This window comes from Pseudoalteromonas piratica (assembly GCF_000788395.1).
Lineage (GTDB): Bacteria > Pseudomonadota > Gammaproteobacteria > Enterobacterales > Alteromonadaceae > Pseudoalteromonas > Pseudoalteromonas piratica.
In genome coordinates this window covers 2,946,071-2,964,745 of the sequence record NZ_CP009888.1, presented here as the reverse complement: position 1 = coordinate 2,964,745, position 18,675 = coordinate 2,946,071, and the positions used below count along the sequence as shown (strand labels likewise).

General features: G+C 41.2%; 18 protein-coding genes. 12 read left to right on the top strand and 6 right to left on the bottom strand.

Annotation, left to right across the window (positions count from 1 at the left end; all coding sequences use genetic code 11):
• Positions 1 to 77: 77 nt before the first annotated feature.
• From OM33_RS13685 to rraB, 8 genes are all read left to right on the top strand, one after another.
• Positions 78 to 701 carry an NUDIX domain-containing protein gene (locus OM33_RS13685; protein ID WP_038642492.1) on the top strand — a complete coding sequence of 208 codons (624 nt, stop codon included), beginning with the start codon at positions 78 to 80 and terminating at the stop codon, positions 699 to 701.
• The gene (locus OM33_RS13680; RefSeq protein ID WP_038642490.1) at positions 695 to 1,141 is read left to right on the top strand and encodes a DUF1249 domain-containing protein; all 447 of its coding nucleotides are present in this window, start codon (positions 695 to 697) and stop codon (positions 1,139 to 1,141) included. Before OM33_RS13685 ends, OM33_RS13680 begins: the two co-directional genes overlap by 7 nt.
• On the top strand, positions 1,128 to 1,910 hold the full coding sequence (locus tag OM33_RS13675; RefSeq protein WP_038642488.1) for a metallophosphoesterase: 783 nt from the start codon (positions 1,128 to 1,130) through the stop codon (positions 1,908 to 1,910). Before OM33_RS13680 ends, OM33_RS13675 begins: the two co-directional genes overlap by 14 nt.
• On the top strand, positions 1,892 to 2,458 hold the full coding sequence (locus OM33_RS13670; protein WP_038642486.1) for a YqiA/YcfP family alpha/beta fold hydrolase: 567 nt from the start codon (positions 1,892 to 1,894) through the stop codon (positions 2,456 to 2,458). The genes OM33_RS13675 and OM33_RS13670 overlap by 19 nt, the downstream gene beginning before the upstream one ends.
• A gap of 100 nt (positions 2,459 to 2,558) precedes the next feature.
• Positions 2,559 to 4,457 carry a DNA topoisomerase IV subunit B gene (gene parE / locus OM33_RS13665; RefSeq protein WP_038642484.1) on the top strand — a complete coding sequence of 633 codons (1,899 nt, stop codon included), beginning with the start codon at positions 2,559 to 2,561 and terminating at the stop codon, positions 4,455 to 4,457.
• Positions 4,458 to 4,485: 28 nt separating this feature from the next.
• Positions 4,486 to 6,792, top strand: coding sequence for a DNA topoisomerase IV subunit A (parC, locus tag OM33_RS13660; RefSeq protein ID WP_038642482.1), 2,307 nt, complete (start codon positions 4,486 to 4,488; stop codon positions 6,790 to 6,792).
• 391 nt (positions 6,793 to 7,183) lie between these two features.
• Entirely contained in the window at positions 7,184 to 7,918 is a 735-nt protein-coding gene (locus tag OM33_RS13655) for a 1-acylglycerol-3-phosphate O-acyltransferase (RefSeq protein WP_038643407.1), read from the top strand.
• Positions 7,896 to 8,231: a ribonuclease E inhibitor RraB gene (rraB, locus tag OM33_RS13650; RefSeq protein ID WP_038642481.1), complete on the top strand. Its 336-nt coding sequence runs from the start codon at positions 7,896 to 7,898 to the stop codon at positions 8,229 to 8,231. The genes OM33_RS13655 and rraB overlap by 23 nt, the downstream gene beginning before the upstream one ends.
• 58 nt (positions 8,232 to 8,289) lie before the next feature.
• Here rraB and OM33_RS13645 read toward each other — a convergent pair whose 3' ends face one another.
• From OM33_RS13645 to OM33_RS13625, 5 genes are all read right to left on the bottom strand, one after another.
• Positions 8,290 to 8,574, bottom strand: coding sequence for a hypothetical protein (locus OM33_RS13645; RefSeq protein ID WP_038642480.1), 285 nt, complete (start codon positions 8,572 to 8,574; stop codon positions 8,290 to 8,292).
• 89 nt (positions 8,575 to 8,663) lie between these two features.
• A complete protein-coding gene (locus OM33_RS13640; protein WP_038642479.1) occupies positions 8,664 to 9,821 on the bottom strand; it encodes a glutathionylspermidine synthase family protein in 1,158 nt (385 codons plus the stop codon).
• Complete coding sequence (locus tag OM33_RS13635) at positions 9,821 to 10,408, bottom strand: DUF1190 domain-containing protein (RefSeq protein WP_038642478.1); 588 nt, start codon at positions 10,406 to 10,408, stop codon at positions 9,821 to 9,823. Before OM33_RS13635 ends, OM33_RS13640 begins: the two co-directional genes overlap by 1 nt.
• Before the next feature lie 8 nt (positions 10,409 to 10,416).
• Positions 10,417 to 10,821: a DUF350 domain-containing protein gene (locus OM33_RS13630; protein WP_081991090.1), complete on the bottom strand. Its 405-nt coding sequence runs from the start codon at positions 10,819 to 10,821 to the stop codon at positions 10,417 to 10,419.
• A gap of 63 nt (positions 10,822 to 10,884) precedes the next feature.
• Entirely contained in the window at positions 10,885 to 11,256 is a 372-nt protein-coding gene (locus OM33_RS13625) for a PilZ domain-containing protein (RefSeq protein WP_038642477.1), read from the bottom strand.
• Between the two features lie 123 nt (positions 11,257 to 11,379).
• Here OM33_RS13625 and OM33_RS13620 point away from each other — a divergent pair, with 123 nt between their 5' ends.
• Both OM33_RS13620 and OM33_RS13615 read left to right on the top strand, forming a co-directional pair.
• Positions 11,380 to 11,967 (top strand): hypothetical protein, encoded by a 588-nt coding sequence (locus tag OM33_RS13620; RefSeq protein ID WP_038642475.1) that lies wholly within the window; start codon positions 11,380 to 11,382, stop codon positions 11,965 to 11,967.
• A gap of 6 nt (positions 11,968 to 11,973) precedes the next feature.
• Positions 11,974 to 13,056 carry a rhomboid family intramembrane serine protease gene (locus tag OM33_RS13615; protein ID WP_038642473.1) on the top strand — a complete coding sequence of 361 codons (1,083 nt, stop codon included), beginning with the start codon at positions 11,974 to 11,976 and terminating at the stop codon, positions 13,054 to 13,056.
• A 62-nt stretch (positions 13,057 to 13,118) separates the two neighbouring features.
• Here the strand turns inward: OM33_RS13615 and ettA are convergent, their stop codons facing one another.
• Positions 13,119 to 14,792, bottom strand: coding sequence for an energy-dependent translational throttle protein EttA (ettA, locus tag OM33_RS13610; RefSeq protein WP_038642471.1), 1,674 nt, complete (start codon positions 14,790 to 14,792; stop codon positions 13,119 to 13,121).
• A 144-nt stretch (positions 14,793 to 14,936) separates the two neighbouring features.
• Between ettA and OM33_RS13605 the strand changes: the two genes are divergently transcribed.
• Both OM33_RS13605 and glyA read left to right on the top strand, forming a co-directional pair.
• Positions 14,937 to 17,165 (top strand): patatin-like phospholipase family protein, encoded by a 2,229-nt coding sequence (locus OM33_RS13605; RefSeq protein ID WP_052141014.1) that lies wholly within the window; start codon positions 14,937 to 14,939, stop codon positions 17,163 to 17,165.
• A gap of 199 nt (positions 17,166 to 17,364) precedes the next feature.
• Positions 17,365 to 18,621 (top strand): serine hydroxymethyltransferase, encoded by a 1,257-nt coding sequence (gene glyA, locus OM33_RS13600; protein ID WP_010561692.1) that lies wholly within the window; start codon positions 17,365 to 17,367, stop codon positions 18,619 to 18,621.
• The last annotated feature ends 54 nt before the right edge of the window (positions 18,622 to 18,675 follow it).

Sequence of the window (18,675 nt, the reverse complement as noted above, 5' to 3'; positions counted from 1 at the left end):
TTATTGGCTTAATAAGCTAAAATACCGAAAAATCGATAGATTATCGAATAGATTTTAAACTAATTGATACGTTTAATATGGCCAAAATTACAAAATTCAAGCAGTCAGATGTAGAAATAGTCGCTAAAAAGCGCACCTTTAATGGTTTTTTTAAAATTGATGAATACCATTTTCGACACGCGCTTTTTGCTGGTGGTCAGTCAGATATCGTAATACGTGAAATATTTGAACGTGGCGATGCCGTTGCGGTCTTACCCTATGACCCAAAATTGGATGCGGTGTTACTGATAGAGCAAATCCGCATTGGTGCAATGAGCGATGATAAGTCGCCATGGTTGTTTGAAGTGATTGCCGGAATGACAGATGGCAGCACAGATTACGAAGCAGTCGTAAAAAAAGAAGCATTGGAAGAGTCCGGCATTGCGCTTGAAAATATTGAGTTTATGTTATCGTATCTTTCAAGTCCTGGCGGTACCTCAGAACGTTTGTATTTGTATTATGCTGAGGCAGATTTATCAAATGCAGGTGGGGTTTTTGGCGTACCTGCGGAAGGTGAAGACATTAAAGTACATGTTTTGCCTGTTGCGGAAGCGTTTAAATTATTAGATGAAGGTGAGATGGATAACGCCGCAACGGTTATTTGTTTACAATGGCTTAAACTCAATATTGAATCAATAAGAGAGAAGTATCGTTCGTGTTAGCACAGGCTTATCGACAAAATTTACCGAAGTACATTCGTTTGTGCGAGCAAAATTACGCGCGCATAAATCGCCTGTTGCCAAAACAAAATGATAAAGGGGCGGTTAACAAAGTATTGGTAGGTGGTTTCGAGTTTACCCTAACTGTGTTAGAAGCATCTCCCTATACAAATTTGGTGTCGCTAAAACAAACCGACAGTCAGGTAATTGGCTTTACCCGTCCGGATTTAAATGTGCGCGTCTATCATGATGCGAAAGTTGCTGAAGTAGTATGTAAATATTACCCCAAACGGGTGAAACCTTCATATGGTTACCCCAACCCAGATATGCATCAAAAAGATGAAAAATATCAACTTAATGCATTTTTAAAAGATTGGTTAGAATACTGCATCAACCAAGGTCGTAGTACTTTTCATTGGGATACAGATCATGGCGTGGTTTAAGCAGAAAGCACATTTTGATAAAGACCAGCTTACACTAATCCATATCACGGATAGTCATGTTTTTGCTGACCTAAATGGTGAATACTTTAATGTAAACACAGCGAATTATCTTCGTGCCACACTCGCACATATCAAGCTAATTGATTGTGATGCAATCATTTTTGGCGGTGATTTAACGCAAGATCACAGTGAAGAATCGTATCATTTATTCGCACAACAGGTGGTGGATGCAGGGCTTGCTGACAAGCTTTTTTGGTTACCAGGTAACCATGATGAACTAGATGTTTATAATCGTGTTTTTACTCAGTATGGTATTGCCAGCTGCAAAGCAATACACAGCAACAATTGGCAGGTGTTACTCACCAACTCAAAAGGCCCAACGCCTGCGGGACTAATGACAAAAGCTCACCTTAACGAAATCATGTCAGAGTTAAAGAGTAGTGCCAAAGCGTCCTTGGTTTTAACCCACCATCACCCTATAGCCATAGATGGTTATCTCGATAAACACATGTTAGAAAATGGCGATGAATTGCTAGGTTTGCTTTCGCGTCATAGCAATGTAAAAGCCTTGATCCACGGTCATGTGCACAACGAGTATAGCTGGATATTTGATGGTTTTGCGGTATTTGCAACGCCTGCAACATCAATTCAATTTGAGAAAAATACCCCAGATTGGCAGCAAGTAGACTTAGGTCCTGCATTTCGTATGATACGATTACAAGACGAAGGCAGTTTTCACACTCAGGTAGTATGGCTAAACAACGCGTAATTTACATTCATGGTTTCAACAGTTCACCCGATTCATTTAAAGCACAACAGTTTGGTCAATATTTAGCGAAATATCATGATGTTGAGTATTTAGTGCCAAAACTAAACCACGAACCGCGAGAAATTTTGTTGACGCTCGAAGCGTTAATAACACCTAATACAAAACTGATAGGTAGCTCGCTTGGCGGTTTTTTTGCGACGTTTTTATCTCAGCGTCATCAGCTACCAGCAGTTGTTGTTAATCCAGCGGTTGTTCCATTTACTTTGATGAAGGACTATCTTGGCCAGCAATATAATCCTTACCAAGATTATTATTACGATGTTACTACACAACATGTTGCTGATTTAAAGCAGCTGTATGTTAATTCACTTCCTTCACCACAATTAATATTCCTTTTACAGCAGATGGGTGATGAAGTATTAGATTTTTCACAGGCGGTCGATTATTATAAAAACTGCCGTCAGCGTATTGAATTTGCTGGCGATCACAGTTTTATTGGGTTCCAACGTTATTTCCCAGATATTGTAGATTTCCTGAAAATATCGTAAAACAGTTATAACTATAAAAAACGCGCTAAAACCTAGAACTTTTTACCCACAAGGGAAACTAGGTCACCAAAGATAATTAATATAAAAAGAACCGCATTTCATGACGACACAAGATTACAATGCAGAAGCCATTGAGGTATTAAATGGACTTGAACCGGTAAAACGCCGTCCAGGCATGTATACCGACACCACCCGTCCTAACCACCTTGGTCAAGAAGTTATCGATAACAGTGTGGATGAAGCTTTAGCGGGGCATGCATCAAAAATTGATGTCATACTCCATGAAGACAATTCACTGGAAGTTATTGATGATGGCCGTGGTATGCCGATAGATATTCACCCTGAAGAAGGTATTCCAGGGGTAGAACTTATTCTGACTAAACTGCATGCCGGTGGTAAATTTTCGAATAAAAACTACCAGTTTTCAGGTGGTTTACACGGGGTAGGTATCTCGGTTGTAAATGCCTTATCAACACGGGTATTGGTAACTGTTCGTCGTGATGCCAAAGTATATGAAATTGCGTTTGAAAATGGCGACAAGGTGCAAGACCTTACCGAAGTAGGTACTGTGGGTAAGCGCAACACCGGTACCTCAGTACATTTTTGGCCTGATGCCAGTTATTTTGATTCTGCCAACTTCTCACTTAGCAAGCTCAAGCATTTATTAAAAGCAAAAGCGGTTCTGTGTCCAGGCTTACGCATTCGATTTATTAATAAGCAATCGAAAGAGACCTTAGAGTGGTTTTTTGAAGATGGTTTAAAAGATTACCTTGCCGATGCATTAAAAGAATACGAAGTATTACCAAAACAACCATTTACTGGCGAATTTGCAGGTTCTACCGAAGGGGTGGATTGGGCAGTGTTATGGTTGCCAGAAGGCGGCGAGGGGGTTTATGAGAGTTATGTAAACCTTATTCCAACCGCACAGGGTGGTACCCATGTAAATGGTTTGCGTCAAGGCTTGTTAGAAGCGATGCGTGAATTCTGTGAATTCCGTAATTTATTACCACGTGGTGTTAAATTAACTCCAGACGATATCTGGGAACGCTGTAGTTATGTGTTGTCAGTGAAAATGCAAGACCCGCAATTTGCTGGGCAAACGAAAGAAAAGCTATCTTCACGTTCAACTTCTGCATTTGTATCCGGTGTGGTAAAAGACTCGTTCAGCTTATGGCTGAATGAACATACAGATATCGCTGAATTGCTAGCAGAAATTTGTATTAGCAACGCGCAAAAGCGTATGCGTGCCGCGAAAAAAGTGGTGCGTAAAAAAATCACTTCAGGGCCGGCATTACCGGGTAAATTAACCGACTGTAGTACACAAGAAAGTGAACGCAGCGAGCTTTTCTTAGTAGAGGGTGACTCTGCGGGTGGTTCTGCAAAACAAGCGCGCGACCGTGAATTCCAAGCTGTGATGCCACTGCGCGGTAAAATCCTCAATACTTGGGAAGTCGAGTCAGGTCAAATACTAGCGTCACAAGAAGTTCATGATATTTCGGTGGCGATTGGTATGGACCCTGATTCAAGTGACTTATCAAATCTGCGTTATCACAAAATTTGTATCCTAGCTGATGCGGACTCTGATGGGTTACACATTGCAACCCTACTATGTGCACTGTTTGTCAAGCATTTCCCAATTCTTGTTGAACAAGGTCATGTTTATGTCGCAATGCCGCCTCTTTATCGTATTGATGTGGGTAAAGAAGTGTTTTACGCCCTTGATGAAGATGAGAAAACAGGCATCTTAGACCGCATTGAAGCTGAGAAAAAACGTGGCAAAGTGAATGTGCAACGCTTTAAAGGTTTGGGTGAAATGAACCCAATGCAGCTACGCGAGACGACAATGGATCCAAATACCCGTCGCTTAGTGCAATTAAGACTTGATGGCGATGAAGAAACACTAGAAGTAATGGATATGTTACTTGCCAAAAAGCGCTCAGGCGATCGTCGTGAATGGTTAGAAACCAGCGGCGACCAAGCAGATTCGTGGAACTCATAACAAGCATAATAAATTTAGGTAAACGAGCATGTCAGATCTCGATACCCTCGCAATGCAAGGGATAGAACAACAAACAATGGCGCAGTTTACGCAAAGCGCCTACTTAAATTACTCGATGTATGTCATAAAAGACCGTGCATTACCGCATATTGGTGACGGTTTAAAACCAGTACAACGTCGAATTGTGTATGCGATGAGTGAACTAGGCTTATCGGCAGCGGCTAAATATAAAAAATCAGCCCGTACAGTGGGTGACGTACTTGGTAAATATCACCCTCATGGTGATAGTGCCTGTTACGAAGCCATGGTACTGATGGCGCAGCCGTTTTCTTACCGTTATCCGCTGGTGGATGGTCAAGGTAACTGGGGTGCGGCAGATGATCCTAAGTCTTTCGCGGCGATGCGTTACACCGAAGCGCGTTTGTCTAAGTTTTCTGAGGTTTTATTAAAAGAACTAGGCCAAGGCACAGTCGATTGGATCCCTAACTTCGATGGCACCATGAAAGAGCCTGAAGTGTTACCTGCGCGTTTACCGCACATTCTACTTAACGGTATCACTGGCATTGCAGTCGGTATGGCAACAGACATCCCGCCTCACAATGTTCGTGAAGTAGCGAGTGCCTGTTGTGCATTATTAGATAAACCAAAAACCGAGCTTGAAGAGTTGCTTGATTTAGTACAAGCACCAGATTACCCAACAGATGCGGAAATCATCACGCCTAAGGCGGAAATTCGCAAAATCTATTCAAGTGGTAAAGGCTCTATCAAAATGCGCGCGGTTTATACCGAAGAGCAGGGCGATATTGTTATTACAGCACTGCCTCACCAATGTTCAGGTGCGAAAGTACTTGAACAGATAGCAACGCAGATGCGCGCTAAAAAATTACCTATGGTGGCCGATTTACGTGATGAGTCTGATCATGAAAATCCAACCCGAATTGTGATTGTGCCGCGTTCAAACCGTGTAAAAGCTGAGCCTCTTATGGCGCACTTATTTGCTACCACAGACCTTGAGAAAAACTACCGTGTTAACTTAAACATGCTGGGCCTAAACGGCCGTCCTCAAGTAAAAGATCTGAAAACTATTCTATCTGAATGGTTGGTTTTTAGACGCGAAACAGTTCGTCGCCGTTTACAATACCGTCTAGATAAAGTATTGGCACGTTTGCATATTTTAGAAGGTTTATTGATAGCCTTTTTAAATATTGACGAGGTGATTGAAATTATTCGCTCTGAGGATGAACCAAAGCCGGTATTAATGGCACGTTTTGGTATCACTGAAACACAAGCAGAAGCAATTTTAGAACTTAAACTTCGTCACCTTGCTAAATTGGAAGAAATGAAAATTCGTGGCGAGCAAGATGAGCTTGCCAAAGAGCGTGATAAGCTTGAGCTGACTCTAGGTTCTGAGCGTCGTATGTCGACGTTACTTAAAAAAGAAATTCAAGAAGCCGCTGAGCTTTATGGTGACGACCGCCGTTCACCTGTAGTTGAGCGCGGTGAAGCAAAAGCCCTGAGCGAAAAAGATTTAATGCCATCTGAAAGCGTTACAGTGGTGCTTTCTGAAAAAGGCTGGGCACGTTTTGCAAAAGGTCATGATATTGATGCTGAAGGACTAAGTTATAGAGCAGGCGATAGCTTCAAATCTCTTGCGAAAGGTCGCAGTAATCAACCAAGCGTATTCTTAGATAGCTCTGGTCGAGCATTTGCGACCGATACCCACAGCCTGCCATCAGCGCGTAGCCAAGGTGAACCTATGACAGGGCGCTTTAATGTGGCAGCTGGCGCTAATCTTGAACATGTCGTGATGGGAGATGAAAAAGCTAATTTCTTGATGGCATCAGATGCAGGTTATGGCTTTATCGCTGAGTTTAATGATTTAGTCAGTAAAAATAAAAACGGTAAAGCGCTAGTGACAATTCCTGAAGCGGCATTACTGATGACACCTCAGCCAATTCATGATGTTTCTACGGATCGATGTTTAGCGATTTCGAATGAAGGACGTATGCTGATCTTCCCTATTCGAGATTTGCCAAAACTGGGTAAAGGTAAGGGTAATAAGATTATCTCTATCCCAAGTGCACGAGTGAAAGCACGTGAAGAGTTTGTCAAAGTATTGGGAATTGTGCCGGATGGTGCGTCTGTTACGCTTCATGCAGGCAAACGCAAGCTTACGCTTAAACCAAGTGATCTTGAGCATTACTATGGCGAACGCGGACGACGTGGTAACAAGTTACCGCGAGGATTACAACGCGTGGACTTAATGGAAGTCGAGTTTACTGCGGCACAAGAAATGATTGATGATGCTATTGATTCGGAAAAGAACGACGATTAGTTACTGTTGACCTTTACTGTTTGAGTTTGCAGCAGTTTGAAGTGTGTGTATACAAGGCACAGCATGTCTACTAGAGTTATTTTATATGGACATGCGATAAAGGTTTTTGCTCCAGTGCCCCACATTTTTGTGGGGATAAACAGCAGAAATACACTTCAATCGCTGTCTTGACGGGTCATCTAAACGCCTTATAACACAAAATGTGTTTAGATCGAATTTAGAGTAAATCACAAAGATAAACAGTTACTAGTGCTTATTTGTAGCGAAAAGCGTTAAAATAGACAAAACCAGTTCCAATTTGGGACTGGTTTTTTTATAAACTATGTTTTTTAGCTTACACATGTTAGCTAAAATTCGTATAATGGCGCGCTTAGTTATTGGAGACGTTATTTTGATATTTGCTGTTCGCTTAGTATTGCTTGCGATTTTTATCTTATTTAGTGCCGTTTTTGGCTTGTTACTGTGTTTAGTAATGCCATTTAACCGCAATCATGTTCACCGGTTTGCTTCTTGGTATGGCAGTATGCATAAGGTGTTGGGTGCTAAAATCGATCTCAAAGGACTTGATAAATTAGATAAACAAAAATCGTATGTGTTTGTCTCAAATCACCAAAACAATTATGACTTATTTACAGTAACCAATGCAGTGCCAGAAAATACAGTTAGCATTGGCAAAAAAAGTATTCGCTTTATTCCGTTTTTTGGTCAGCTTTACTGGCTATCAGGTAATATTTTGATTGATCGCAATAATAAATCGAAAGCGAAAGGCACAATTGATAAAGCAGCATCAAAAATTAAAAACGATAATATTTCAGTCTGGCTTTTTCCTGAGGGAACACGCAGCTATGGCCGTGGTTTGCTGCCTTTCAAAACAGGCGCGTTTCATACCGCATTGCAAGCAGATGTTGAGGTTGTGCCAGTATGTATGAGTACCACCACGGGCCGAATTAAATTAAATCGTTGGGCTAACCCAACAGTCTATATTGAATTGCTAGACCCAATTCGGTTAGATAAGGATGTGTCGGCAAGAGAGCATGCAAAGCAAATCCATGCTATGATGCAGAGTAAAATTGAACAGCTAGATGCTAAAGTAGAGAGCGATTGTGGAAAACTGGCGCGAAATTAGTGAAGACATTGTTGAATCGTTACTAGAAGACGGTTCAAACCCAGATAAGTTATATGAAGTTGAACACCACTTTGTATGTGAAGACTTTGATAAATTAGAAGAAGCTGCGCTGGCAGCGTTTAAACTTGGCTTTGATGTTGAAGATCCGGCTGAACTTGAATTAGAAGATGGCAGCAAAATTTGGGGCTTTGACGTTGTGGTTGAGTGCGAACTTGATGCTGAACTTATTCTTGAAGATGTTGATAAGCTTATCGATCTCGCTCAGAAAGCGGGTGTTGAATATGATGGCTGGGGTACTTACTTCCAAGAGTAAGCCTAAGTTGTTTTATTCATACATAGAATACGAAAATAGCGCCCGATGGCGCTATTTTTTATTGTGTGTCATCTTGAGAAAGATTGAATGGTGAAAACAGTAAGATGGGCACTAGAATTACTGTATGAATCGATAACCATGCCAATGTGCCGTCATAAACGCCAAGTGCTGTTATTGCAGTAAATAAGGCAAGTGCTGAAGACACCACTGCTAATAACCAATAAAGGCCTATAGGACTGTTCTTATCAAGGTTTATATTTTCGGCACATTGGTTACTTTTGCAATAACACGACATTGCAATTACAACTGTCACAAATGAAAAAGCAATCAATAAAACTTCCATCAGATAATCCCTGAAATAAATTCATACCACTAAGATTATCGTGCCTAAAATCACAAGTCAATATTAATGATAATTATTATCAATTAAATTTAACCTAGGATGATATGAGGAATAAATCGTGATGAATCTTGAGTAATTGGCGAATCATCTTCCCGAATAGTTAATCCACAACTTTGATGATTCACTAACCAGCTACCAATAAGCGTATGATTACCGTTAAATACAGGTAAAGGCGCGAGCGCTTGCACAATATAGCCTTCTTCGCCGTAACAGCCCTCGCTATGAAGGCGACCTTTAGTTGGATGATGCCAAGTAATATTTGCCCCTTCACGGCCAAAAATAGGTTTTTGAACGTAACCATTTTCTAACCCATCACCGACATTATTGGCAAAGTAGGCAGGTAAAAGGTTGGGGTGATTGGGAAACATTTGCCAAAGCAGTGGCAGCAGTGCTTTATTCGACAGAATTGCTTTCCACTCAGGCTCTATAAAGCGGGTGTGCGTTTTATTAAGATGCTTTGAAAATGCATCTTTAAAGAGATCTTCCCAGGGATAAAGCTTAAAAATATGATTGATTGGTGTCTCTTCGGGATCAAGTAATTGCCCTTTATCATCAACACCTATTTCCTCGATAGGAAAGCGCGCAGTCGCAATACCTGCCTGGTACGCACAATCTTGAAGGTAGGTAACCGTTCCTTTATCTTCAGTTGACCCATCTGAATAACAAAAGCTTAATTGATGTTTTAAATTGAGTTCGCTAAAGCGTTTAATCAAGCGTTCTTGAATACTGTTAAATTGATCTGCTTGGCGGGGCAGTATTGCACGGTCAACTTGTTGCTCTAGCCACATCCATTGGAAAAACGCAGCTTCATAAATAGATGTAGGTGTATCAGCATTGTATTCCAATAGTTTTGCAGGGCCTTTACCATGGTAAGAAAAGTCCATTCGGCCATAAAGACTAGGCTCTTTTTGTTGCCAGCTGCGTGTTATCAATGACCAGAATTTTTCAGGAATGGCGAATTGCTTTAACCAATAGTCATCATTAACGACTTTATCAACGGCTTGTAAACACATTTGCTCAAGTTCGTTGGTTGGATCTTCAATATCGTTTTCGATTTGCGCGAGGGTAAATTGATAATAAGCTGATTCATCCCAATATACATCGCCATCGATAGTCGCAAATTCAAAGCCAAAATATTCGGCCTGTTGTTTAAGGTCAGGCCGAACGGGAATACTTCGACGGAACATTAACCGCCATAGCTCCGTGATGAAGCGCGACTGCCAAATCCGCCACGTGAGCGTGAGATTGATTTGGGCTTAGAGGTGAATTTCACTTTTGACTTTTTAACCATGATTGAACCGCGATTATTAATCGACCCAATGGTTTGGTTATTGCTGTTGCGAAAACTAAAAAAGTCATCTTTTGCGCGATAAAGAGGTTTGCTACCACCATAGCTACTACCACCAAAGTGAGCGTATTTTTTACGCTTTTTCTTTTTCGCATAATCGAGTGCTTCATCCACGGCTTCAGCGACAAGGCCAATCATAAATCCCGCCATGATAGGGCGCCAAATGCTATTGTTGTCGCGCTCACATTGATCAAAGCCGAAGTCACTTTCGCAGTTAGATTCGGAGGTATACTTAGGTGCTTCAACGTAATGGTTAGCGAGCGCTTCTTGGTATTGAACTTCACATTCAAAGCGTTCAACGCCCCATTGTTCGCAATCATCTACATCTTTAAATAGCAATGCAGATTCATCACTTTCACCGCAACCACTTAAGCCAACTCCGGCACCAAGCATTAACGTGAGTTTAAGTTTACTCGTTCGTTTCATAATGCCCCCTAGTATGTCATACAGGCAGCATTTAAAATCCCCGTCGCAAGTGAGGCGACGGCTAAGAAAATACCAGCGCTTAACTCATCTTTATTGATGCGTTCAGTGATTTTTGGCATATAAATTTTTACTGCGAAGAAGGTTACTAGCTGCATAACACCTGCAATCACACCCCAAATAGCGAAATCAATCAGAGAAACAGAGTTAATTGCGGCACTGGCAACCGGCAGTGTAAAGCCTAAAAACGCGCCAGCAAAAGCGATTGCCGCGGTGCGATTGTTTTGCTTCATTAGTGTCCATTCGCAGTGTGGAGTTACCAGTGTATAGATAAAGATAAATGCGAAAATTAATGCATATCCAAGGGCAAAATAAAGTAAAAACGGAACAAAGCCCGCCAGTGAATCCATAATCATTATTGTTATACTCCAAAATAGCTGTATGTGTTTTTATGGTAATTTATCACATACTGAGAAAGGTTAATCTGCTAACCCTGATAAATGTTCAAGCTCACGATAAAGCTCTTCCTCATCTCCCATGTTAAGTTCAATTAAACGTTTTAAATGTGTCACACTGTCAATTTCAATTTGCTCGCAACGCAAACCTAATTGCGAATTTTCGACGTGCGCGAGCGCAACGAGCATTTCAATTTCAATATCACTGCTTGATAGTTGAAATGACAAGGTTGCACTTATATCAAGATCACATGCCGCTGGCCAGTTACTGGGTTTTTTTATCAAAGCGCCTTTAAGCGAAAGATCTAAAAGCTCAGCACTGTAATCTACACCTTGATAATTTAAGGTGGCAGGGGTGCGATAAATAATCCGGGTGAACTGTCGTCTTTCTTGCATTAGCATGCTCCTTATCGTCATCCTTAAAGCATAGCCGATTAACAAAAAATATTAAATATTTTCATGCTGATATGTTTTAATAGCGGGCTCAAAATAGGGAATTAATTTTAAAAGGGAAAATTCATGTCTGAGCAAGTTTCTGAATGCATTGAAAAACAAAAGATTGACCATGGTGAATTAAAAAAAACCGGTTTTTGGTTAAATCAGGTCTTTATGATTGTGTCGACCATAGTGGGCGTGTTCCTCGCGGCACAAAGCGGTTTAGAGCAAGCACTTAAATTCGATACATTAAGTAAAATGGAAGATAACTATTATCTTCGCATGTCGCTGTATGATGAGTTAGACGATGCGGTTAAAGAGTTAGAAGCATACGCAGTTATTCTAGCTAAAAGTCCACCTAAATCAGTGATTCAAGAACAACGTCCAATGCTAGAGAAATACGTCTGGCAAACAATGAAATACAATCCAACGACACTTGAAACACCGAGTGAAATTTTGTCGGAAGTACGCCGCTTTTACAGCAAAGCAGACCGTACCATTGACCAAGTTGGTCGCTGGGCAATCAGTTCTCGTCACGCTTCAAAATTATTATTAGAACAAACGGAATACTTTAAAAACGGACCGTTATTAAACCTCAAAAACAGCGCGGAAGAACTCAAGCGATTACTTGCGAAAGAAGATATTCAAATTGGCGTATTAAAAGGAGAGTAATGAGCCATGACTAAACGTTGCCCAAAGTGCGTAAATGTTGCACTTGAAGTTACCCATTATTGCGGTGAAGAAATAGATGTGTGTCGCCAGTGTGGTGGTCTATGGTTTGAGAAGAACCAAGTTAATCGCATGATTGAAGAGATTAATGATGGCCCAATTGGCGAATGCTACAGCCATCATTTTGGCGAGCCTCAAGGCTGCACTGAATTAAACTGTCCTGACTGCGGCAGTCATTTAGAAGCGGTGCATTTATTAAAAGATTATGAAACCGAGCTCGATATTTGTCGCAAATGTGATGGTAGCTGGATTGATAAGGACGAACTCACATCAGTCGAAAATAGTCCTGAGTTACGAGGAGCGCTTGATGAACTTAACAAAACAGTGTCATGGAAGACGTATTTATTCCAATTTCTAACGCAAATGCCGGTTGAATATAATATTAAAACTAGGTCAAAGCCTTGGGTTAATTGGTCTCTCATTGCACTTAATATAATCATTTTCTGCGCCTATTTTTTCGATGTAAGCAGTTTTAACTATGTGTTAGAAAACTTTGCTCTAAGGCCGCTCGATGTTAATAATGGCCAAGAAATTTGGACTTTACTTACCTGTGTTTTTTTACATGGCTCAGTAATGCACTTAGTCGGTAATATGTACTTTTTATATATTATTGGTGACAATTTAGAAGATGCCTTAGGCCATAAAAAGTACTTAGCGTATTACTTAATATGTGGCTTAGGTGCTTCATTATTTAGTTTGTTAATGTCACAAAATCCAAGTATTCCATCAGTTGGGGCAAGTGGAGCCATCGCAGGTTTATTCGGTATGTATTTAATGTGGTTTAGACACGCTAGCTTGACCTTTATGTTTATTATTTATCAGAAAAAGCTCAGCGCGGTTTGGTTCTTTGCTATTTGGATCGCGATAAATATTTTTGGCTTAGTTGCACTGCAAGATGGCGTAGATTATGGCGCGCATATTGGCGGATTTGTTGTGGGCCTAATTATTGGTTACTTGTTAAAAGAGAAGGTGCTTGCTGAAAATCCATTAATAAAACTACTTAACCAGCCTGAAGCAGTATTAAAACGTTAGTATTCAACAGATTAAAAAAGCCCGCAAATGTGCGGGCTTTTTTTGGATTGCGTGAAAATCAATTAACCGATTTTCTTGTACTTAATACGTTTTGGTTGCGCAGCTTCTGCACCAAGCGTTTTCTTAAGCCATGCTTCGTATTCTGTGTAGTTACCTTCAAAGAAATTAACTTGGCCTTCATCACGGTAATCAAGAATGTGCGTCGCAATACGGTCAAGGAACCAACGGTCGTGCGAGATACACATTACACAGCCTGGGAATTCTAAAATGGCATTCTCAAGAGCACGTAATGTTTCAACGTCTAGGTCATTGGTAGGCTCATCGAGTAAGATCATGTTACCGCCAGCTTTTAGAAGCTTGGCTAAGTGAAGACGGTTACGCTCACCACCCGATAAGTCTTTGACGAATTTCTGTTGGTCATTGCCTTTAAAGTTAAAGCGCGATACATAAGCACGGCTTGGAATTTCAAAGTTACCAATTTTTAGAATATCTTGGCCTTCTGATAGTTCTTGGAATACTGTTTTTGAACCATCTAAGTCATCACGGAACTGATCAACCGTTGCAAGCTGAACCGTTTCGCCAAGTTCAAAGTTACCTGCATCTGGTGTTTCTTGACCACTCAACATACGGAATAAAGTTGATTTACCTGCACCGTTAGCACCGATAATTCCGACGATAGCTCCTTTTGGTACAGAGAAGCTTAAATCATCAATCAGTACACGGTCGCCGTAACCCTTTTTGATGTTACTCACTTCAAGTACTTTATCACCTAGGCGAGGACCTGGAGGAATAAAGAGCTCGTTTGTCTCGTTACGTTTTTGATAATCAGAATGTTGTAGTTCTGAGAATTGCGCCATACGTGCTTTCGATTTAGCTTGGCGACCTTTCGGGTTAGAACGCACCCACTCAAGTTCTTGCGCAATTGATTTCTGACGAGCTTTCTCCGCTTTTTCTTCTTGCTTCAAACGCGCATCTTTTTGTTCAAGCCATGACGAGTAATTACCTTCCCATGGAATACCTTCACCACGGTCAAGCTCTAAGATCCAACCAGCAACGTTATCAAGGAAATAACGGTCGTGGGTAATCGCCACAACAGTACCTTCGTAATCGTGTAAGAAACGCTCTAACCATGCAACTGATTCGGCATCTAAGTGGTTAGTTGGTTCGTCGAGTAGAAGCATGTCTGGCTTTTCAAGTAATAAACGACAAATTGCCACACGGCGACGCTCACCACCTGAAAGTACTTTAATCGGCGTATCCCATTCTGGTAAACGAAGGGCATCGGCTGCACGCTCTAGAGCATTATCTAGGTTGTGACCATCGTGTGCTTGAATAATTGCTTCAAGTTCACCTTGCTCTTTTGCCAATGCGTCAAAATCTGCACCGTCCATTGCGTATTCAGCGTAAACTTCATCTAAACGTGCAAGGGCATTTGTCACTTCAGAAAGTGCTTCTTCAACTGTTTCGCGAACAGTTTTATTTTCGTCTAATATTGGCTCCTGAGGTAAGTAGCCAATTTTGGTATCAGGGAACGCGCGTGCTTCACCTTCAAACTCGGTATCAACACCGGCCATAATGCGCAGCAAGGTAGATTTACCTGCACCGTTTAAACCAAGCACACCAATTTTTGCGCCAGGGAAAAATGAAAGCGAAATATCTTTTAAAATAGTACGCTTTGGCGGTACTACTTTACTAACACGGTGCATCGTGTAGATAAACTTATCCGGTAAAGGCATGAATAATCCTATAGTATTTTGAATAATATAATTGCTGCATATTGTAGTGCGATATATGGGGGCATTCAATGTCGTGACGTATTTAAAATGACATTCTATTCAGTTAAGGTAAGGTATTAAAAAAATTATAGAAATTGCTTAACCATGTTAGCCATTCGCAAAATGCCCGTTGTTCTGTTGATTTTCTTTTTGATTGTTAGCCTACCAGTGCTTGCTAAAACGCAACCTAAAATAGGGTTAGTGCTTGGCGGTGGTGGTGCCAAAGGTGGTGCCCATATCGGCGTGCTTAAAGTATTAGAGCAAAATAATGTAAAGATTGACTATATTGCAGGCACTAGTATTGGCGCGTATGTTGGTGGCATGTATGCCCTTGGTTACTCAGCAGATGAAATAGAAGCCTTTATGCTTAACGAAGATTGGGATCAGGGTTATTCCGATGACATCCCTCGCCAAGACCTTCGTTACCGTGATAAAGAATTAAGAGATACTTATAATTTACAGCTTAATTTAGGCATACGTGAAGGCGCAATTAAATCATCCAAAGGGTTTTTGGTTGGGCAGAGTATGGGCCGGTTACTGCGTAATTCCACGCGTACAGTGCATTTGTTTGATGACTTTGACCAGTTGGCGATTCCATATCGCGCAATAGCCACTGATTTAAGCACCAGTGAAGCTGTTATCCTCAGTTCAGGCAGCATTGTCAAAGCGATGCAAGCATCGGCATCTGTACCCGGTGCCGTTCAACCAACTGAAATTGATGGCCGCTTATTGGTCGATGGCGGGATTGCTAATAACCTACCGATTGATGTAGTAAAAAGTATGGGAGCGGATATTGTTATTGTGGTGGATATCGGTGCGTCTTTAGCATCAAGCAATCAATTTACCTCGACGGTGGAAGTGCTCGGTCAATTGTCAACCATACTGACCAACGCATCGACCCAATGGCAAAAACGTCAACTTACTGAACACGATATTTACATTCGACCAGATATAGATGATTTAAGCACGACAGATTGGGCTGATTTACCAGAATCCTTTACTCGAGGCCGTCTTGCCGCAGAGCATGTACAAGATAAAATTGCGGCTCTTGGTGTGCCGCAAGTCGAGTTTGAGGCATATTTAAATACCAAACAACAGCGCAGTGAAAACTGGTTTAAACCTTTAAGAAACGCAATTTTAGCAATTTCTCTAGATAATCAATCAGCAATAAATAATAAAATTATTTTGCAGCACTTTGCATTAAAACCAGGCGATTCACCCTCCGAACATGATATTCAATTAGCGGTTAATCGTGTTTACGCATTAGATGAGTTTGAACGTGTTGAAACTGAATTTAAAGACACCGAACAGGGGCGGGTTTTAGTGCTTAAAACGGTGGGGAAGTCGTGGGGACCAAATTACATTGATTTTGGTGCTAATTACCAAAGTGATGTTACGGTAAACTCAGTGTTATCTTTGGACATGGCCTATACACGCTCGGCGCTTAATGAATATGGCGGGGAGTGGCGCACAGAATTATCACTCGGCTTCGAGGAATATCTTGCAACTGAATTATATCAACCGCTTAATGCAGAAGATGATTTTTATGCTCGCACACGCCTTGGCTTTATTCGAAATCGCTACACCTTACAAACGGTTACACAAGCATACTTTGATCTTGATAAAAATTACCTTACAGGCATTGCTGCCCTTGGTTATAACTTCAATAACTACTGGCGCTTGGAAGCGGGTGTTTTAAAAGATAAGGGTACGCTTGAACAGAAATCCATAGTAAATGAGAAGTTTGATTATGATCAGAGCGCTTTTTTCAGCACATTAATGTTTGATAATTTAGACAGTATAAGCTTTCCAACCAAAGGGAATCGTTTACGTATTTATTTTGCAAGAGCAAAAGAAGCCTATGATGATGTACTTGACCCTGCGGATAATCGCATGAGCACAAAGTTTAAAATAGATTGGCGAGGTGCTTTTTCCCTTCGGCATCATGCTTTTGTAGGCACTGCATCTTATGCCGAATACGACTCTGACGGTGCATTTACGGCGAATACAGAGCAGCTGGGCGGCTTCTTAAATCTATCTGGATACGGCAAAAATGTATTAATTGGCCCGAAAAAGGCATTTGCGGCGGCCATTTACCAGTATGATCTTGGACGCGATATATTAAATATGACAAGTATGCCTCTCTATTTAGGTATCAGCGCAGAAGCGGGGAATGTGTGGCAGGTGCAACAGGATATCGATTTACAAGATTTAATCTTTGCCAGTAGTTTGTTTGTTGGCACCGATACCCGATTTGGGCCCGCAGCTGTCGGTTTTGGTGTAACAGATAACAATGAAAGTACTTTTTTTATCTCCTTGGGCAAACACTGGTAGTTATATAAAATTATTTTATCTAGTTTTTACGGTGTATTTTAATTTTTAATCAATCGATTTAAAAATATCATTAAAAATACACTGTGAAAATTTTTCAATCCCTGTTTAAATAACTTCACATAGACAAAGTAGGCAAGCGCGCTTTTTAAGCGTACAATACGCCCTTTATCCCACAACCATCTTCTATTTAGGAGTAACCATGTTAGAACGTAGCATGAATATCTCGGATTTTGATCCAGAACTATTTGGCGCAATGGAAAAAGAAAAGCAGCGTCAAGAAGAGCACATCGAACTTATCGCGTCTGAAAACTACTGTAGCCCGCGTGTACTTGAAGCACAAGGTTCTCAGTTAACTAACAAATACGCGGAAGGTTACCCTTACAAACGTTATTATGGTGGTTGTGAGCACGTTGATGTTGTTGAGCAATTAGCAATTGATCGCGCAAACGAATTATTTGGTACTGACTACGCAAACGTACAACCGCATGCGGGTTCACAAGCGAACGCAGCGGTATTCCAAGCGTTACTTCAGCCTGGCGACACAGTTTTAGGTATGAGCCTTGCACACGGCGGTCACCTAACTCACGGTTCACACGTGAACTTCTCAGGTAAAACGTACAACGCTGTTCAGTACGGCCTAAATGAAGAAACTGGCGAAATCGACTACGCACAAGTTGAAGCGCTAGCACTTGAGCACAAGCCTAAAATGATCATCGGTGGTTTCTCAGCATACTCAGGTATTGTTGATTGGGCTAAATTCCGTGAAATCGCAGACAAAGTAGGCGCTTACCTATTAGTTGATATGGCACACGTTGCAGGTCTTGTTGCTGCTGGCGTTTACCCAAGCCCAGTACCATTTGCACACGTTGTTACAACAACGACACACAAAACATTAGCAGGTCCTCGTGGTGGTCTAATTGTGTCTAACTGTGGTGACGAAGAGATTTACAAAAAGTTAAACTCTGCGGTATTCCCAGGTGGCCAAGGTGGTCCTTTATGTCACGTTATTGCTGCTAAAGCAGTTGCATTTAAAGAAGCGCTAGAGCCTGAGTTCAAAGCATACCAAACACAAGTTGTTAAAAATGCTCAAGCGATGGTTGAAGTATTCAAAGCACGTGGCTACGACGTTGTTTCTGGTAAAACAGACAACCACCTATTCTTACTTGATCTAATCAACAAAGATATCACAGGTAAAGATGCTGACGCGGCACTAGGTAATGCATACATCACAGTTAACAAAAACTCAGTACCTAACGACCCACGTTCACCATTCGTAACGTCAGGTCTACGTATTGGTTCACCTGCTATCACGCGTCGTGGCTTTAAAGAAGCAGAAGCAAAAGAGTTAACAGGCTGGATCTGTGATGTACTAGACAACATCGAAGATACTAAAGTACAAGACGAAGTACGTGAGAAAGTTAAAGCAATTTGTGCGAAACACCCTGTATACGCATAATGTTTTCTCATAGTTAACATGTTATGATAAGGCCGCTTTTTTGCGGCCTTTTTT

What these genes read in the sequence shown, in the direction of transcription:
- OM33_RS13685 (WP_038642492.1), top strand. Translation starts at nt 78, where the DNA reads ATGGCCAAAATTACAAAATTCAAGCAGTCAGATGTAGAAATAGTCGCT.
- OM33_RS13675 (WP_038642488.1), top strand. Translation starts at nt 1,128, where the DNA reads ATGGCGTGGTTTAAGCAGAAAGCACATTTTGATAAAGACCAGCTTACA.
- OM33_RS13670 (WP_038642486.1), top strand. Translation starts at nt 1,892, where the DNA reads ATGGCTAAACAACGCGTAATTTACATTCATGGTTTCAACAGTTCACCC.
- parE (WP_038642484.1), top strand. Translation starts at nt 2,559, where the DNA reads ATGACGACACAAGATTACAATGCAGAAGCCATTGAGGTATTAAATGGA.
- parC (WP_038642482.1), top strand. Translation starts at nt 4,486, where the DNA reads ATGTCAGATCTCGATACCCTCGCAATGCAAGGGATAGAACAACAAACA.
- OM33_RS13645 (WP_038642480.1), bottom strand. Translation starts at nt 8,574, where the DNA reads ATGGAAGTTTTATTGATTGCTTTTTCATTTGTGACAGTTGTAATTGCA.
- OM33_RS13640 (WP_038642479.1), bottom strand. Translation starts at nt 9,821, where the DNA reads ATGTTCCGTCGAAGTATTCCCGTTCGGCCTGACCTTAAACAACAGGCC.
- OM33_RS13635 (WP_038642478.1), bottom strand. Translation starts at nt 10,408, where the DNA reads ATGAAACGAACGAGTAAACTTAAACTCACGTTAATGCTTGGTGCCGGA.
- OM33_RS13630 (WP_081991090.1), bottom strand. Translation starts at nt 10,821, where the DNA reads ATGATTATGGATTCACTGGCGGGCTTTGTTCCGTTTTTACTTTATTTT.
- OM33_RS13625 (WP_038642477.1), bottom strand. Translation starts at nt 11,256, where the DNA reads ATGCAAGAAAGACGACAGTTCACCCGGATTATTTATCGCACCCCTGCC.
- OM33_RS13620 (WP_038642475.1), top strand. Translation starts at nt 11,380, where the DNA reads ATGTCTGAGCAAGTTTCTGAATGCATTGAAAAACAAAAGATTGACCAT.
- OM33_RS13615 (WP_038642473.1), top strand. Translation starts at nt 11,974, where the DNA reads ATGACTAAACGTTGCCCAAAGTGCGTAAATGTTGCACTTGAAGTTACC.
- ettA (WP_038642471.1), bottom strand. Translation starts at nt 14,792, where the DNA reads ATGCCTTTACCGGATAAGTTTATCTACACGATGCACCGTGTTAGTAAA.
- OM33_RS13605 (WP_052141014.1), top strand. Translation starts at nt 14,937, where the DNA reads ATGTTAGCCATTCGCAAAATGCCCGTTGTTCTGTTGATTTTCTTTTTG.
- glyA (WP_010561692.1), top strand. Translation starts at nt 17,365, where the DNA reads ATGTTAGAACGTAGCATGAATATCTCGGATTTTGATCCAGAACTATTT.